The 15,838-nt window shown below is 38.4% G+C and carries 16 protein-coding genes; 7 read left to right on the top strand and 9 right to left on the bottom strand.

Annotation, left to right across the window (positions count from 1 at the left end; translation table 11 throughout):
• Positions 1–384: 384 nt before the first annotated feature.
• The 4 genes from D5R40_RS23135 to D5R40_RS23120 all read right to left on the bottom strand — a co-directional run bounded on the left by D5R40_RS23135 (position 385) and on the right by D5R40_RS23120 (position 6,143).
• Entirely contained in the window at positions 385–1,641 is a 1,257-nt protein-coding gene (locus D5R40_RS23135) for a DUF8225 domain-containing protein (protein ID WP_124146419.1), read from the bottom strand.
• Positions 1,642–1,721: 80 nt separating this feature from the next.
• A complete protein-coding gene (locus D5R40_RS23130) occupies positions 1,722–3,404 on the bottom strand; it encodes a hypothetical protein (RefSeq protein ID WP_205127478.1) in 1,683 nt (560 codons plus the stop codon).
• A gap of 876 nt (positions 3,405–4,280) precedes the next feature.
• Positions 4,281–5,411: a glutathionylspermidine synthase family protein gene (locus D5R40_RS23125; protein ID WP_124146420.1), complete on the bottom strand. Its 1,131-nt coding sequence runs from the start codon at positions 5,409–5,411 to the stop codon at positions 4,281–4,283.
• A 213-nt stretch (positions 5,412–5,624) separates the two neighbouring features.
• On the bottom strand, positions 5,625–6,143 hold the full coding sequence (locus D5R40_RS23120; RefSeq protein WP_240039112.1) for a hypothetical protein: 519 nt from the start codon (positions 6,141–6,143) through the stop codon (positions 5,625–5,627).
• A 254-nt stretch (positions 6,144–6,397) separates the two neighbouring features.
• Here D5R40_RS23120 and recR point away from each other — a divergent pair, with 254 nt between their 5' ends.
• Together recR and D5R40_RS23110 are read left to right on the top strand one after the other, a co-directional pair.
• Positions 6,398–6,991, top strand: a complete 594-nt coding sequence (recR, locus tag D5R40_RS23115) for a recombination mediator RecR (protein WP_205127479.1) — start codon at positions 6,398–6,400, stop codon at positions 6,989–6,991.
• Between the two features lie 8 nt (positions 6,992–6,999).
• Complete coding sequence (locus tag D5R40_RS23110; protein ID WP_124146422.1) at positions 7,000–7,260, top strand: hypothetical protein; 261 nt, start codon at positions 7,000–7,002, stop codon at positions 7,258–7,260.
• Positions 7,261–7,559: 299 nt separating this feature from the next.
• Here D5R40_RS23110 and D5R40_RS35910 read toward each other — a convergent pair whose 3' ends face one another.
• Positions 7,560–7,805: a hypothetical protein gene (locus D5R40_RS35910; RefSeq protein ID WP_124146423.1), complete on the bottom strand. Its 246-nt coding sequence runs from the start codon at positions 7,803–7,805 to the stop codon at positions 7,560–7,562.
• Between the two features lie 24 nt (positions 7,806–7,829).
• Positions 7,830–9,161, bottom strand: coding sequence for a tetratricopeptide repeat protein (locus D5R40_RS23100; protein WP_124146424.1), 1,332 nt, complete (start codon positions 9,159–9,161; stop codon positions 7,830–7,832).
• A gap of 923 nt (positions 9,162–10,084) precedes the next feature.
• Here D5R40_RS23100 and D5R40_RS23095 point away from each other — a divergent pair.
• Complete coding sequence (locus D5R40_RS23095; RefSeq protein ID WP_124146425.1) at positions 10,085–10,336, top strand: MoaD/ThiS family protein; 252 nt, start codon at positions 10,085–10,087, stop codon at positions 10,334–10,336.
• Positions 10,337–10,912: 576 nt separating this feature from the next.
• Here D5R40_RS23095 and D5R40_RS35905 read toward each other — a convergent pair.
• Complete coding sequence (locus D5R40_RS35905) at positions 10,913–11,062, bottom strand: hypothetical protein (RefSeq protein ID WP_161564647.1); 150 nt, start codon at positions 11,060–11,062, stop codon at positions 10,913–10,915.
• A 59-nt stretch (positions 11,063–11,121) separates the two neighbouring features.
• Between D5R40_RS35905 and thrC the strand changes: the two genes are divergently transcribed.
• The 3 genes from thrC to psb35 all read left to right on the top strand — a co-directional run bounded on the left by thrC (position 11,122) and on the right by psb35 (position 13,453).
• Entirely contained in the window at positions 11,122–12,435 is a 1,314-nt protein-coding gene (thrC, locus tag D5R40_RS23090) for a threonine synthase (protein WP_124146426.1), read from the top strand.
• A 262-nt stretch (positions 12,436–12,697) separates the two neighbouring features.
• The gene (locus tag D5R40_RS23085) at positions 12,698–12,973 is read left to right on the top strand and encodes a MoaD/ThiS family protein (protein WP_124146427.1); all 276 of its coding nucleotides are present in this window, start codon (positions 12,698–12,700) and stop codon (positions 12,971–12,973) included.
• A gap of 312 nt (positions 12,974–13,285) precedes the next feature.
• The gene (psb35, locus tag D5R40_RS37105; protein ID WP_192901174.1) at positions 13,286–13,453 is read left to right on the top strand and encodes a photosystem II assembly protein Psb35; all 168 of its coding nucleotides are present in this window, start codon (positions 13,286–13,288) and stop codon (positions 13,451–13,453) included.
• 223 nt (positions 13,454–13,676) lie between these two features.
• Here psb35 and D5R40_RS23080 read toward each other — a convergent pair whose 3' ends face one another.
• Positions 13,677–14,438 carry an LmeA family phospholipid-binding protein gene (locus tag D5R40_RS23080; protein WP_124146428.1) on the bottom strand — a complete coding sequence of 254 codons (762 nt, stop codon included), beginning with the start codon at positions 14,436–14,438 and terminating at the stop codon, positions 13,677–13,679.
• 242 nt (positions 14,439–14,680) lie between these two features.
• Entirely contained in the window at positions 14,681–15,301 is a 621-nt protein-coding gene (locus tag D5R40_RS23075; protein ID WP_124146429.1) for a pentapeptide repeat-containing protein, read from the bottom strand.
• Positions 15,302–15,532: 231 nt separating this feature from the next.
• On the opposite strand from D5R40_RS23075, the gene D5R40_RS23070 reads away from it, so the two are divergent.
• The coding region (locus D5R40_RS23070) for a helix-turn-helix domain-containing protein (RefSeq protein WP_134239611.1) at positions 15,533–15,838 on the top strand (306 nt) is incomplete at its 3' end.

Genomic DNA, 15,838 nt, shown 5'->3' with positions numbered 1-15,838 from the left:
AGCAAAGGAATTTTGTACCTCACGCTTCTTGGGAATTGCTATAATATCAAATCCGTTTAATTGGACATAAAAAAAATCTTCAATCGTCATAACTACCCTCATCTTTGTAATTCTTTCTCCTCCTGACTCCTGTCTCCTGACTCCTGAGGACTCCTAACTGAACCATTCTATGACTGTTTAACCGGATTTGATATTACAAGGCCTTTCATAATTAGTAGACCACAAAGTAGGGACTTTCCATGCAACGTCCCAGAGCGGGTTATCATTTTTTTAATAGCGTTCATTGACCTGAAAACTGCTGTAAGTTTATAATCTGACAACTTTCCATTGTCAATAAACTCAAGGGGAGCCTAACAAAAATTTGTCCGACCCCCATAAATCAAATTAGAGTCTCTTCATAGTCGATGACATTAGGGACTTCATACTACTAAGATGGGCTGGATCTACGGCAGCACTAACGACTTCAGCACTTTCTGAAGGACAAGCACTTGAATCAATGCAAGGACGAGGTGTTTGATTTGGTTCAGTTGTGGGAATGCCGATCGCAGCTAAGGCAATCTGGAATTTTTGGGTAATTTGAGACCCAAATATAATTGGAACTCCATCAATTGTGATATCACCAACACAGAAGCCTTGTTCCTCTGGCACTTCATAAACTGCATGAAGAATAAAATCGGGTTCATTAGGATCAGTACGACGATAACCTCGGACAATTTTCCAGTAATCTGAGGGGTGAGCATCAATGGGAGCTTGTGAAGGTAATTGCCATGTCTGATCGAAAGCGGGTTCTTGAATATACAAACCAACGGGGTCTTTGAGGGTTACCTTAACGCCACCTGGCCGGACAATACTGTTAACTGTACCGCCTATGAAGGGATCACTATTACGCCCTGGAGTACCATAAAGACTACATTGGATTAATTGAGACTGGTTAGTGACCACCTCCCCGTTACAGTCTCTGACAATTGTGGCGGCGGCGGCAAGATAAATTTCAGCACTTAAACTATTCGGTCTACTTATCAAATGAACAGGTCCAGTTGTTGTATTATTATTCCACTTATTGAGGTAATTATAACTAGGAAGTTTAGTGTTAGGATCAATATCACCTTGGATATCGGAAAGTTGTACATCGGGACTGACTAACTCTCTATAAAGTTCAAGGACGCGATTGGGGTCAATCATCCATAAAGCAAACCAATATTCACGATTCTCACAGGTAAATGTGACTTTGGTAATTTTGTTGTCACTGGTGCGTCGGGTTACACTCCACTCACAGTATTCGTCTTGCCATCCTCTTGGTCCTTCAGGACCATAAGGTCGACCACCAACATTTGGAGGACTTTCATCAGCATATCGTAATTGTTCTGCTCGGGATGCGTTAGGAAAGGTTAGTAAAATCCGGTTGGGAAAGGCTGTCCAAGCTACAGGAGGTGGAGTAACAACTCCTGTAAGATTGGTGCTCAAAGGATTAAAGTAGAAAGTCCGATCATTATCTAGAGGGGCACGTCCTCCCTGAATTGATTGTTCTGTAAATTCGTTGAGAGACTGATTCCAGAGCGCATCTAACTGAGCTTGTTTATCTGGTTGATCGCCTAAGTCTTTAAGACCTGCTGGTGTGTTAAATCGTTTGAGAGTTGCCATAGTTGTACCTCTTCTAATTTAATTGTTTAGGTTGAACAGGTGGGAACTAATTAAACAAATCATAAGCTTTTGGTCATAAATTAATTGACCACTCCGACTTGACCGTCGCTTTGCATCCGTAACAGGGGAGAATTTACTGGCAGATCGCTTTGAGGAAGTAACAGACTAAACTCAAAAAGATTCTTAATCGGCTTTATAGAAGCAAATTGTTGTCTGCGCGAGATGCTAAGGTCTACATAATCCGAAACTCCATTGCCATTGGCGATCTGGTCAGCTACTGCATTGAGATAAGATTGAATCCGTTGGTTAACCTGATCTTTCCAGGTTGCATCAGGTAAATTCCAAGTATTCAGAAACTGCTGTTCTGCAGTACAGCTATCCAAATTCTCTACTGAACAAGGAGGTTGATTTTTAACTGCTGCTTCGATCTCGGCAACAAACAAAGCAGGAATATTACTGACTTCTTGATTGTCAATAGTTGCCGTATCTAGCTTTTCGGCATAGTCTTGTAAGCTACTACGCACTGGTGAGAATATAGGATTCTGGAAATCCACCATCAAAACTGCGGCAGCAAACTTGTCAGTGATAAATTTGATGTCCTTGCGTTGGTTATCTCGTATAACCTGAAAGTTCATCAACTGTTGGATGACAAAGGTGTCCTCATTGGAAGGTACGGGAATGAAAAAAGGATGAAAAGTTGTTCCTTTTTGTTCATACTCCACAGTATCTGGTTCACACTTATTAGTGTTGGGAATTCTGCGACACTGACGCAAGGCAAATTCTTTACTATCAATAGTTTGCTTAAATTTATTGGAGTCAAACCCAATCGTATTGGGGAATTTATAACCAGCGTCGCCGAATACATCTCCTGCTACTTTACTCAGAACATCATCATAGAGAAAAAAGTTTTTCGGAGATACCACTTCTGTATTCGTAGAACTAGGATTATCTGATTCAAAATTGACTGAGGTAGTTGTAGTAAGGTGTCGTAATATTTCGGGAACTTCAGTAACTGTTGTGATATCCTCACTTATATGGCGGTCAAGCCACGCATTATAATACTGGGATACTCCACCTTTAATATCCTGTTCCAGGACATTAGCACCAATTAAGTTGACCAAGTTAGGATCTTGTGCAATCATCTCTGGCAAAACTGATAAATCAATGCTCGCTAACTCACTTTGCCAGTTGTTCCAAGGTCGTTTGAGTTCTTTCATAATGACTGAACCATTGTGGTGACAGTCAAAACACCCTTTTCCCATAAACTGTGGTTGACGAGCATGACTGGAATCCCCTGCCCAACTCCAGTTATTATCCCTATTAAGTTCATAATAGTTGAACTTTTTCTTTTGGGGGTCCCAAGCAATGACTTGTAAGAAACGTGTTTTTGGACCAGGACTTCCACTGAGCAATGTTGACAGGATACTATTTCCTTTCCAAGTAATAGCCAATCGTGGATTGCGATCGGCATTTCGTGGGGCAATGGAGAGGGGAATTTGACCTCCTTCAGCCACTAGGTAAATCTTCTGTGTTAGGCTAGGACCTGCCTCAGCTATTGCCTCTTGGGAGTCCTTAACTTCTTGGGGAAATTTGCCCTGACGTAGAATCTCTTTACCCCATAAATCATTGAGATTTGCTTCCTGTTCATCCAGGGACATCCTTGTCCCAACTTTCCCCGCAGAACAACCAATACATTTCCAGATCTTTGGGACATTCTCTGGGATGTTTGAAGTCTCCTCTGCTAATACCGACCATGCAGGCATCAGGCTTAATATAAGTACTAGAGATATTACGACAAGCAAAGCATTGTCAAAGTAATTCGATAATTGGTTTGCAAGCCAAGCTCTGTTTAATCTTGTTGGTTTCAGCCAGATGCACAACCCCAAAATGATTATGCCTTGTATTAAAAACCAATTTAAATGCATAATAGCTGACAAGAGTTTCAGACTAATTATTGTTATTAGTATATTATAGCAGTTTTATTAATAACACCGCTTTTAGATTGCCATTTTCTCAGTCAGTTAATAATAGCTTGGGCAGAAAATCCTAACCTGGAGCTTTTATTAGGGGTTTGATCAAGAAAAAATTCCCTTAAGATTCTGGGCAAGTTTTAGGGCGTTGCTGAATTAACGTATAATTTTTAAATTAGGGAGTTATATCAAGTTCCGTAGCACCGATATTACAAGGTAAGGAAAAAGGTTTAAAAGCTAGAAAAAACTTAAATTTCCTGTAAATATTCACGCTAACTTTTACACAAACGATACCAGCGGACATGATATTATACCAATTATAAAAAACCTTGCTATACTTAGAATTTATATTTCTAAATACTTTTTATTGACGTAGTTTTAGCAATTAAAAATTAATATCATGTCCGGTTGAATGCTTACACTTTGGAGGAGGTAAGGCAGAGGGTAGAAGGCACTTATGCTGAAGGAAAGAAAAGCTTAGAAGGGAGAAAGTTTTTTAATCACTGATTATCCGGACATGATATAAAAATTAATAATTACCTCTCCCTTTATAGGGATAGGATTGACGCTCAAGGAAAAAAAAATTCTTTTTTTGCCCTTGAAAGGGGAGGCTTTTAACCTGAATTATTGAATTATTAATTATTCGGGGTGAATATTTATAACTCATACCTAGATACTAAAATAATGAGGCACAAATCTACTCAAATCTTGAGTCACAATTTCCCGATCTTCCCTCAGACAAATACCAGCAGCTTCTCCACCAATAACCCAAGCACCAATTACAGGATAATAACCATCAAAATTCGGCAATTGATAATAGGATTGATAAATTAAAGGTTCGTCTCCATATATTCCTTCCGTTTGATATTCTCTATCTCCAAAATAAATAGTAATATTTCCACCTTCCCTAGAAAAAACAGGTTTACTCAAGTATGGATGAGATAATTTCCCAGAGTCAAAATAGGCAGGCAATAAATTAGGATGGTCGGGAAAAAATTCCCAAAGAATTGGCAGAATAGCTTTATTACTCCAAATTAATTTCCAAGCAGGCTCAATTAACTTCATCGGTTCCAATAATAGATATTTCCCGAAATTTTCTCGCATCATCCATTCCCAAGGATACAACTTGAATAAGTGACGAATAATTTGATTATCCAGGTCGCAAAAAACTTCTAATTCTTCACTCCAACCAATATCATCTATATATATATGTTGAGTATTTAATCCTGCTTGAATTGCCAAATCTCGCAAATATTCAACAGTTCCCAAATCCTCCAATGTCTCTCTTTCACAACTAAAATATAAAGTCTCCCCTGCCAAACCATTCATTTCCACAAAAGCTGCCAATAACTTTTCATGCACAGAATTAAATTGATCTGCTTCGGGAAACATTTCCTCCAACCAAGTCCACTGCACTACCGCAGTTTCTAGAAGAGCAGTTGGCGTATCAGCATTGTATTCCAATAACTTCGGTGGGTTGATGCCATCATAAGCAAAGTCAAAACGACCATAAAGACTGGGGTCATCCCGTTCCCAAGACTGGCGACATAATTCCGCAAACTGTTCCGGAACAGATAATTGAGAAAAACGGTTTTCTTGGATAATGCGCTCTGCCGCTTCAATATATAATTCTTGTAGAGTTTGAGTTGCTGCTTCCAGTTCATTTATTTCTGAAGTGGTGAAACGATAACAAGCAGTCTCATCCCAATATGGTTCTCCGTACATATTATAAAAGTGAAAGCCAACCGCTTCGCATTTCTGCTGCCAGTTGGCACGAGGTTCAATATTTATCCGTTTCATTTTCTGCCTTATTTTTGAATTTTAATTTTTGATTTTATAGCACTACACAAATAGGGCGCAGACATTTTTAACTAAGTCAGAAGTCAGTCAGGGATGACTTTAAACTTTTGAATTTTGTATAAATACTCAAACTCAGTCAGGGATGACTTTAAATTTTTGACTTTAAACTTTTGACTTTAAACTTTTGACTTTAAACTTTAAACTTGCGCTATATCAACCTTTGCCACCGCCTCTACCGCCAAAACTACTACCGCCTCTACCACCTCTACTACCAAAACCACCTCTATTGACCGTACCAACAGAAGTTGTAGACCTTCCCGAAGGACTTTTAAGAATACCTGCATTACTGGGAACAGGTTGATAACGACTATTACTATTCTGGTAATAGTAGATACTACCACCAGACCTGTAGTAATGAGGACCATAATAGTGTCCAGATGAATAACTTCCGTCTGTGACTGGTTCACATCTGTCTGCTCCTCCCCATTCTCTACGACAGTCTTCAAGATTTCTATAAACTTCGCGGTTGTCTCTACGAGATGTGCAAGCTTTTAAGGTAATTGAAGAGATTAGTACTAAGGAAATAATAATAGTTCTCTTAATTTTTCTTGTCTCACTCATGGACTTAAGATGATTACTACTTTTTCCACGATAGCTGCTCAATCTGGAAAAGCCCTCAATTTGTAACATTTGGTTTACATGAGCGATCGCCTTAATGAAGTCAGAAGTCAAAATTCAGGAGCCAGAAGTTAGAAAGTAAGAATTTATAATATTGATTTTTTCTGAGAGTAAAACTATTTATCGCTACAATCAAATAGTAGGTTGTGACTAAAAAATAAGGTCTCAAGCCTATTTTTTTAAAGGAATGAAAAGAATAAACTTCAGTATATCAAGTTGGATGGTTTCCTAGGTCATGCTGCGCAAACAGTGTTTGGTACTGATAACTGATAACTGATAGCTGATAACTGAATCGGAGGAAGTCCAAAATTTATACCCGACCTTTAGCCAGATTAATTGAACAATTACAAATGTTGCCTGGAGTTGGCCCTAAAACGGCACAACGTCTGGCACTACATATTATTAAGCGCCCGGAAGCAGAAATTCAAGCTTTAGCTCAAGCATTGGTTGATGCGAGGAAAAAAGTAGGTCTATGTGAGAAATGTTTCCATTTATCTGCTGAACCTATTTGTGAAATTTGTCGTAACCCTCAGCGAGACAAGGAAATTATTTGTGTAGTCTCTGACTCCCGCGACCTTATTGCTTTGGAGAAAACACGGGAATATAAGGGTGAATATCATGTCCTGGGGGGGGTCATTTCGCCGATGGATGGTATTGGTCCGGAACAGTTGAGTATTCAAGCTTTGGTGCGGCGAGTTAGTCAGGGAAATATTCAGGAAGTGATTATTGCTATTAGTCCGAGTGTGGAAGGAGAGACTACTACTTTATATGTCGGTCAGTTGTTGAGACCTTTTACAAAAGTGACCCGCATTGCTTTTGGTTTGCCTATGGGAGGAGATTTAGAATATGCTGACCAGGTAACTTTGGCGCGTGCGTTGGAGGGGCGTCGGGAATTAGAGTAGCGGGGAAGTTGATAGAAAAAGTTTCAGTAATTAGAGTAGCGGGGAAGTTGATAGAAAAAGTTTCAGTGAATTATGCAGAAATTTTGGCGTTGCTGAGTGGTAATGATTTTGAGATTAACTTTGGGCGCAAAACATCAGTTTTTCAATTTTACCTTCAGCTAATAGACATCTCCAAGAATCAAAAATCAATATCTATATCCCAAAGAAATTATCAATTCTTTACCCCTACAGCAAAGCTGCCTACTGTCTACTCCCTATGGGTGGAGTAGATATCTAATTATCATTACATTTAAGCAACGCCGAAATTTTGGCATTGCACAGTGACGAATGATATCAAATCCGCTCGGGTTCGGTATAAAAAAAATTTTCATCTTCATCCAAGAGCAAATGTTTCGCGCATTCTCTTCCCTCCTGAGGAGGTCCTCCTGACTCGGTCCTCCTAGATTAACTATCTAATTACACCGATGTTACCGGATTTGATATGATTTGAGATTTTTGATGAACAAGATTTTGGATTAATCAATTGCTATAATAATTAATATTAGGTTTTTTTTAGTCAAAGTCTAAACTATTTTTTGGCAATATCATTCCATAATGTGCAACCCCGAAATTTTGGTGGTGGTGCATTGTAATAGTCGTCCATTGTAATTATTGTTGTTACGAGACCGCAGTGGGAGCATCTTGATCCCGTGCCAAACATTGCTTGTTTATATCTACCATTACTACGCAGAACTACCGAAATTTTTATTAGCTGAAAGTATGATTTTCTAGAATTGTATTGGTTGATAAACTTAACTCTTACCAACAATTTCACGGTATCGTTCCATTTTTAGTTAAATCACAGATTTTTATTTTTATTTAATTTATCAAGCTTTTGTAGAAAATAACTTTCTCGATATCCCCCCAATTGTCTAGATAATTCTAACCCTCTTTGAAAAGATGAAATTGCTAAAGGAAAAGCCTTTAACTGTGCATAAACTTGACCCATACGGTCATAAGTTTCCATCATCCCATAAACATTAACAAACTGTTGATCCATCAATAATTGCACTTTATATATTTCAATTGCTGCCTCTTTTTCATCCTGAGAAAGATAGAGTGCTGCCAATTTTTCTAAAGCATCACTAGCACTTATAAACTGTTGAATTGATTGAGCAATATCATAAGCTTCCTGATAGTATTGACTGGCAAGACTAAGTTTACCGAGTTCCTCATAATCTCCAGCAATAGATATTTTTATATCCGGAATTTCTGTGATAGTTTCTTGACCTTCGTAAAAATTGACCAATCTTTCTTTAGCTGTAATTGCTTGTAGAGGTTTTCCCGCTTGATTATAAATGAAAGCTAATTTTTCGATAGTATCTACTTTTTCAAAATTAGTAGTTAAAGCAGGATCTGTTGTTTCTTCATTAGTAGATGTTGCTGAGTTACTCTGCTGCTGAACCTCCAATAATTCTTCATAGGCGATCGCTGCATTATCATAATCTAACCAATTCAAATATATTTCCCCCATAGCTGTCAAAGCTTGTTTCAGGGTAGCAATATCCTCTCGCTCTCTTGCTTCAACAATAACTTGTTGATAAACTTGAACTGCTGGATCTTTTGCTCTAACAGTATTAAATGCAGAACCTAATGCTTGCAACAATTCTATATTCACTGGTTCTTGTTCTTGAATCTCTGGTTGTATGGTTTCCAGTCGTTTTGTAATCCACTGCACTTGTAATTTTTGACTATTATTCCATGCTATTTCCGCCACTCGTTCCAAAGCTGCTAACTCTTCTGCTTGACCCAGATAACGTCGCAAACGAAGTTCTCTATTCCAGGTATCAAAAGCTTTAGTTGTTTCTCCCGCCGCGAATAATGCTGAAGCTTCAGCGTTAAGTCGGTCGAGTTCTTGAGAAAGTTCTTCTCGTTTGTCCCCGGTAACGGTTCCTGTAGTAGGGGGTTCTGGTAAGAGTGGGTCTGGTTCAGTGCTTTCTAAAGGGTTAGGGGAAAATTTATTGGGAGATTCTAATTCTTGTTCTGCATCTGTTTGACGTTGAGAGATAATATTTACAGCATTTTTTCTGACGGTATATTCGGAAAATTCAGGAGTTTTTGCTAAACAATAGCTTGAAAAGTAGAGGTAAAAACAACTGCTAGTGAGAACTAAGTTTTGAATTTTGAGCATTTTAATTAGATGGTTAACTTTGATAATAATTTTAGGTCTTATGTGAGGCTGAACATAATTATTAAATGTGGAATAGGCATCTTGCCTGTTTCTGTTCCGTTCCGCCCCTACAGATTGTGTGTAATTTCGTATTTTGCGTAAGTCCTGTCTAATTAAAATATTATCTTTTTCTTTTGGGTTTTATACTCCACCGTCACCCGCAGTGTTTACTCCTAACTCCTGTGAAATCATACATTCAACAACGCCCCTATTTAAAATAATAAATTATCAATCATTCTCATCCTCAGAAGCTCTCGAAAAAATTGCCAGGAAAATTGTTGCATTCAAACAAAAATTCTGATATTCTGAAGATTATAAAATGTATAAGGGTTTGTTCGCCCCTGCGTATGACTTTTTATTCAACGCAAAAAATAAAGAAGCTGATTCCCCTTTAAAAGCTCTCGAAAAAAATGCCAGGGAAATTGTTGCATTCAAACAAAAACTCTGATATTTTGAAGATTATAAAATGTATAAGGGGCTGTTCGCCCCTGCGTATGACTTTTTATTCAACGCAAAAAATAAAGAAGCTGATTCCCCTTTAAAAGCTCTCGAAAAAAATGCCAGGGAAATTGTTGCATTCAAACAAAAACTCTGATATTTTGAAGATTATAAAATGTATAAGGGGCTGTTCGTCCCTGCGCATGATTTTTTATTCAACGCAAAAAAATCAATGAAAATAGAAGTTTATCAAAAAAATATGGGTTTAAAACCCCGCCTTTGAAGGCGCAATATTTTTGGAGCCTTGCTCAAATCCCCGTTACAAAAATAACTTCACTTCTGACTTCTGACTTATGACTTCTGACTTCGTTAATCGCCTCTTCCCATAATATGACCAAAAAATTAGGTTTCAAGCCTCTCTATTGCAGGAAGTACTGATAACTGAAATGACCATCACCCTCAAACTATTCGCAGCCTACCAAGAAGCCTATGGAGTCTCCGAACTCCAACTCACCCTTTCCCCAGGAACTACCGCCTCCCAACTTTTAGAACAGATCGTCACTCAACACCCCGAACTAGAGCAGTGGCGAAAAGTAACCAAATTTGGTATTAACTTCAACTTTGCTCCACCCGAAACCGTCCTTCAAGACGGCGATGAAGTAGTCCTCATTCCTCCAGTTAGTGGTGGCCTTAACTAGCTATCAGCATTTTCCGTACCGGAATGCTCCGCAAACAGCTATCAGCATTTTCCATACCGGAATGCTTTGCAAACAGCACTCAGCTTTCAAGACCCTAAAAGCTTGAGTTGAAATTCCCGACTTCTATAGAAGCCTTCTTCTTTACAATTTTAGAATTTAGATATTTTTTTTAGAAAATATAATTTCTTTGGTATATGGTATTAAACCACTTACCTCTAGAAACTTTTTCACTATAAAATGCTACATTTATTAAAATAAATCCAATAACATGATTCACATTTAATACTAAGTTAAATAGAAAAAATGTGACACAAAAAAAATAAATTTATCCTGAAAATCAGTAAAATTGACAACCAAAATATTAATCAATTTGAACAAAATAGTTATCAAAATAATCGGGTCTAAAACCCCGCCTTTTAAGGTGAAATATTTTTGGATCCTTGCTCAAATCCCCCTTAAAAAAATAACTTCTGTACGTCGCCAATGGGGCGACTCCCCTATCTGACTTCTGACTTCGTTAAGCAAGTCACTAACTTTAAGCTTAATTCTAAACAACTAAGCCATTTATACTACCGCTCAAATCGCTACATTAAAATTAACTACTAAATTAGTAAAATTACTTACCAAAACAGAAAATCTATCTGTTGCAATTAATAATGGAAAAAATAGAATAAAATTAATCCCGACTATTTTTGTCTGGTATGGTTGACGGTGATTTTTACCCATGCTAGTATTTCAAAAAGTGCAGAAGAATAGTTCTTAGTTAGAAGTAGGGAGTAAAGACCATGACCCAGGCTACAAATACCGATAGTCAAATCCACAGTCAAAATACAGCAATAGAAACACTCAAGTGCAAAGAATGTGGTGAAGAATACCCACTAGAAGCCAAACATATATGCGAAGACGTATGCTTTGGCCCCCTAGAAGTAAAGTACGACTATGAAAAGCTCAGTCAAACAGTCAGTCGGGCAACAATCGAAGCAGGTCCTAACTCTATATGGCGTTATCGTCAATTCCTACCAGTAAAAACAGATAATGTAATAGACGTAGGAACAGGTATGACCCCCCTACTAAAATCAGAACGTTTAGCCCGTCGCCTGGGTCTAAAAAATCTCTACATCAAAAATGACGCTGTAAATATGCCTACCCTCAGTTTCAAAGATAGGGTAGTATCAGTGGCCTTAAGTCGGGCCAGAGAATTAGGTTTCTCCACAGTATCCTGCGCAAGTACAGGCAACCTAGCAAACTCCACCGCAGCGATCGCAGCCAAAGCAGGATTAGAGTGTTGTGTATTTATCCCCGCCGACCTAGAAGCAGGCAAAATTCTCGGCACCCTAATTTACAATCCAACAGTTATGGCAGTTAAAGGTAACTACGACCAAGTAAACCGCCTCTGTTGCGAAGTTGCCAATACCTACGGTTGGGGATTTGTAAATATTAACCTCCGTCCCTACTACTCAGAAGGTTCAAAAACTCTAGGCTTTGAAGTCGCCGAACAACTAGGATGGCAACTACCAGACCATATAGTTGCTCCCATAGCCTCCGGTTCCCTCTACACAAAAATTTACAAAGGATTCCAAGAGTTTGTTAAAGTAGGTTTAGTAGAAGATAAAGCAGTTCGTTTTAGTGGAGCGCAAGCTGAAGGTTGTTCTCCAGTAGCTCAAGCATTCAAAGAAGGTCGTGATTTTATCACCCCAGTTAAACCTAATACTATTGCCAAATCAATCGCAATCGGCAACCCCGCAGATGGTATCTACGCATTAGAAGTAGCTCGCAAAACAAACGGTAATATCGAATCTGTCACGGATGCTGAAGTTATTGAAGGTATGAAGTTATTGGCAGAAACAGAAGGAATTTTCACCGAAACAGCAGGTGGTACAACTATTGCGGTCTTGAAAAAATTAGCAGAAGCAGGCAAAATCGATCCAGAAGAAACTACTGTTGCTTACATTACAGGTAACGGCTTAAAGACACAAGAAGCAGTACAAGGTTATATCGGCGAACCTTTAACAATAGATGCAAAGTTAGACAGTTTCGAGCGAGCTTGGGAACGTGCTCAAACATTAGAGCGTCTTGATTGGGAGCAAGTTTTGGTTTAAGCAACTTTACCTCAAAAATTCCTAAAGACAGCAGATTCGGTGGTATCTGAAGTAAAGATACTAACAGTTAAATGTTCCTAGTGCGGGTATCTTGTCCGCGATGAATATACCTCAGCAAGGTTAAATCTGGTGTATCTTCCAGGCAGTAATAGTGGGTTAGGAAAAATAATTTTTTTCTTAAAAATTGACAGTTTTTCTTAGCCCACCATTAGAATAAAAATTTGCAAAGACGTTTTAGTTATATCAATAACATTACTCAACTATGGCAGTTACAGTTTTAATTCCTACTCCCTTACAAAAGTTCACCAAGAGTAAAGCAAAAATTGAATGTGGCGGTGGCAATATTTCCGAACTAATAGATTCTCTAGAAGCAAACTTTCCTGGCATTAAAAAAAGTCTCTGTGATGACCAAGGAGAACCCCGAAGATTTTTAAACTTCTACGTCAACAGCGAAGATATCCGATTTTTAGAGGGAACAAAAACATCTCTACAAGATGGAGATGAAGTTAGTATTGTTCCTGCTGTTGCTGGTGGTTAAATAGGTGTGATGAAACTAGTAATACGGCTTACACTAAGCTCCACGATTACAACCGCAAAAAAATCTATCAAATTCAGATTCTAGATTGTTTCTTACTTTGACCGATAAATTTTGGTCTGAATCTTCCTCTTTTAAGAGGATAAAAAAAAGAATATTCCGTATTTCAAGTCTCTTGATTCAGCTAAAGGTACTGATAACTGTTAACTTATGACTGAAATGACCCCGCCTAGCAATAATGATTGATTTTATTTAAACTCAATCCAGGCCGTGAGATAATATTTCTAAATTATAGAAATAATTTGGAGATTTAATATGGTCCAGGGTAATATATGGATTCCAATTGCAGTAGTTGTAGTAGGCTTTGTTGCTGCTATTACTATAGGTTCAATTGCTTGGTATAATTCTAAGCGTCCACCTGGTTGGGAAGATGCACAACGTCCAGACTATGTTCCTAAAGTTAATGATGATAAAGATAGCTAAAAGCATAACAGTTTACTGAACATTAGAAGCTACTCTAACTAGGTAGAGATTATGTTTTAGAGTAGCTTTTATCTGACCTGAGTATTATCTCATTTGTGATATTGTTTGAGAAATAATCCAGAATTGTCAAGGAAGTTGTATACTTTTAGTCAATTCCTGCTTGATTATCAATCTCACTCCATCAATTTTGATCTTGCATTAAATGGATTTTAAAGATTAACAACTATTTATTCTTCATCCCACTAGGAAACTGTTCAATCTTAGCTATACCATAGAACGTGATGTCATCTCTTCCTACCCTTAGTCGGTCTACTCTTAGTTGAGTATTTTCTAAAGCAAATTTATCTAAATCTAGTAAATTATTTACATGGTCTATGAGAGATTTACCTAAATCTACTGACTCTCGATCGCCATTATATTTAACATTAACAAATTTGATTTTACGTCTATTTTCCACTTCAATGTTAGCAGTGAAATCAACATCTATAGGTTGATTTGGATTTCCTACCCCGATTTGAGTTTTAAGTCTGAGGGCTCGCTCTTCAGTGATGGTCATTTGAGTATTTTGGAAATGTAGGGATTGTCCCTGATATTTGAGCCTTTGCAGTTTCTCTATCACAAATGGTGTATTGAAAGAGGTAGTCAAGTCAGACTCAGTTAATACAGTCCTCAGAGTGGCCTGAATCGGCTGCCTTAATTTGACTTTACCAGTAAAAATTGCACTAAAGTCTATTGATACAGCTTGCAGGTAAAGCTCCATAACTTCAATCCGAAGGCCATTGTACATCCGCATTCCTTTGCCAATGAAATCAAACCCATCCAGACTACCCTGTAAAAGTTTGGCCACTGGCTCGGCACGGACATTGGCTTCGACTTTATCAGAGCTTTTAAACAGAGCTGCTATTGCCGCTCCTGCTGCCTTGCTCACTAGGCGATCGCCACTTTGATTTTGCATTGGTACATTGGTCAACAACGCAGTCACCATAATTTTTCAATGTTTGCCTTCATTGATATCCTAGCAGTTTGATAAAGAATTGTAAAGTTTACTTGTACTTATGTACTTAATAAGCATTACTTTGCATCTACTGAAGACATAGCCTACTGGACTGACATAGGGGGATGGGTCGGGTTCATCTCAATTTAATGTTGAGCAATTAATTTAACGCCGAACCCGCCCCTACTATTGCAAAATTTTAGATGTGTCAATCCACTAGGCAAATAAAACTTTTAGGAATAGACTGAATCAAGGGGTGTACCTTGTAGACAAGCATCGGTGAATATAGCCCCATTGAAGTCAGCTTGATCGACAATAGCGCAGAGCAAATTAGCCCGTTGTAAATTTGTGCCCCGGAGTATGGCCCCAGTAAAATTAGCTTCTTCTAAATCTGCTTGGGATAAATCTGCACCAGCTAAATTAGCACTACTAAATTCTGCCTGAAATAAAATAGTTCTAGTGAAATTCACACCTCGTAGGTCAGCACCACGAAAATCAGCCCCACTCAAGTCCAAATTATTCAGTACAGCTCCATTTAAGAAAGCACCTGCAAAGCTAGCTCCTCTAACTTGGGCATCCATAAAAATAGCACCCCGTAGATCAGCATTACGAAAGTCTGCCCCTCTCAAATCAGCACCAGTGAAGTCAGCTCCACGCAGGTTAGCTCTCAATTGTGCTTTCTGTAGATTAGCTCCAGCAAAATTAACTCCAACCAAGTTAGCTTGGTAGAAGTCTGCTTCTGAAAGTTGGGTTCCTGCTAAATCTGCACCAGGGAGATTAGCACTCGCTAAAAGTTTGATTTTGCCAACTCGAATGGCCGAAATATCTAGGGATGTTGATTGATTCATATACATAAAAATTGGTCTTAGGTGTTAGGTCTTAGGTATTAGGGTGAAAAAAGAATGCTTTTGTGAGGTGAAACTTCAATTATTAAGTAATTAACACAGGCACAATGATATTTTTGATAATGAGCACGCCACTAGCGTATTAATTATTCTGATGTTTACTTCTCCCCCACTCCCCTACTCCATCATATCAAATCCGGTAGCATCGGTATAAAAAAATTAAACCTGATAAATTAAGGGATGAATAGTAAGAGTTGGGCGATCGCCATGCCGAGATTGTTAAAGCTAGAACCACACAAAAGTATCGAAGAGTTGGAAAAACTCTACCGACAAACTCAAGACCCAATAGAACGAACTAGATGGCAAATCCTCTGGTTGATAGCTAAAGGCCACAAAGTAGAAGAAGTGGCTGAGGTTACTGGATATCGGCGTGGTTCAATTTACAGAATTGTAGGGCGCTATAACCGATTAGGTATTGATGGATTAAAAGATCGTCGCCATCAACATCAGGGGCCGGAGACCTTACTCTCAGAAATAGACCAAGCT

It is taken from the genome of Okeania hirsuta (assembly GCF_003838195.1).
Classification (GTDB): Bacteria; Cyanobacteriota; Cyanobacteriia; order Cyanobacteriales; family Microcoleaceae; genus Okeania; species Okeania hirsuta.
The sequence above is the reverse complement of the archived record's forward strand: the minus strand, read 5'-3'. Positions and strand labels throughout refer to the sequence as shown.

What these genes read in the sequence shown, in the direction of transcription:
- D5R40_RS23135 (WP_124146419.1), bottom strand. Translation starts at nt 1,641, where the DNA reads ATGGCAACTCTCAAACGATTTAACACACCAGCAGGTCTTAAAGACTTA.
- D5R40_RS23130 (WP_205127478.1), bottom strand. Translation starts at nt 3,404, where the DNA reads ATGCCTGCATGGTCGGTATTAGCAGAGGAGACTTCAAACATCCCAGAG.
- D5R40_RS23125 (WP_124146420.1), bottom strand. Translation starts at nt 5,411, where the DNA reads ATGAAACGGATAAATATTGAACCTCGTGCCAACTGGCAGCAGAAATGC.
- D5R40_RS23100 (WP_124146424.1), bottom strand. Translation starts at nt 9,161, where the DNA reads ATGCTCAAAATTCAAAACTTAGTTCTCACTAGCAGTTGTTTTTACCTC.
- D5R40_RS23095 (WP_124146425.1), top strand. Translation starts at nt 10,085, where the DNA reads ATGACCATCACCCTCAAACTATTCGCAGCCTACCAAGAAGCCTATGGA.
- D5R40_RS35905 (WP_161564647.1), bottom strand. Translation starts at nt 11,062, where the DNA reads ATGGGTAAAAATCACCGTCAACCATACCAGACAAAAATAGTCGGGATT.
- thrC (WP_124146426.1), top strand. Translation starts at nt 11,122, where the DNA reads ATGACCCAGGCTACAAATACCGATAGTCAAATCCACAGTCAAAATACA.
- D5R40_RS23085 (WP_124146427.1), top strand. Translation starts at nt 12,698, where the DNA reads ATGGCAGTTACAGTTTTAATTCCTACTCCCTTACAAAAGTTCACCAAG.
- psb35 (WP_192901174.1), top strand. Translation starts at nt 13,286, where the DNA reads ATGGTCCAGGGTAATATATGGATTCCAATTGCAGTAGTTGTAGTAGGC.
- D5R40_RS23080 (WP_124146428.1), bottom strand. Translation starts at nt 14,438, where the DNA reads ATGGTGACTGCGTTGTTGACCAATGTACCAATGCAAAATCAAAGTGGC.
- D5R40_RS23075 (WP_124146429.1), bottom strand. Translation starts at nt 15,301, where the DNA reads ATGTATATGAATCAATCAACATCCCTAGATATTTCGGCCATTCGAGTT.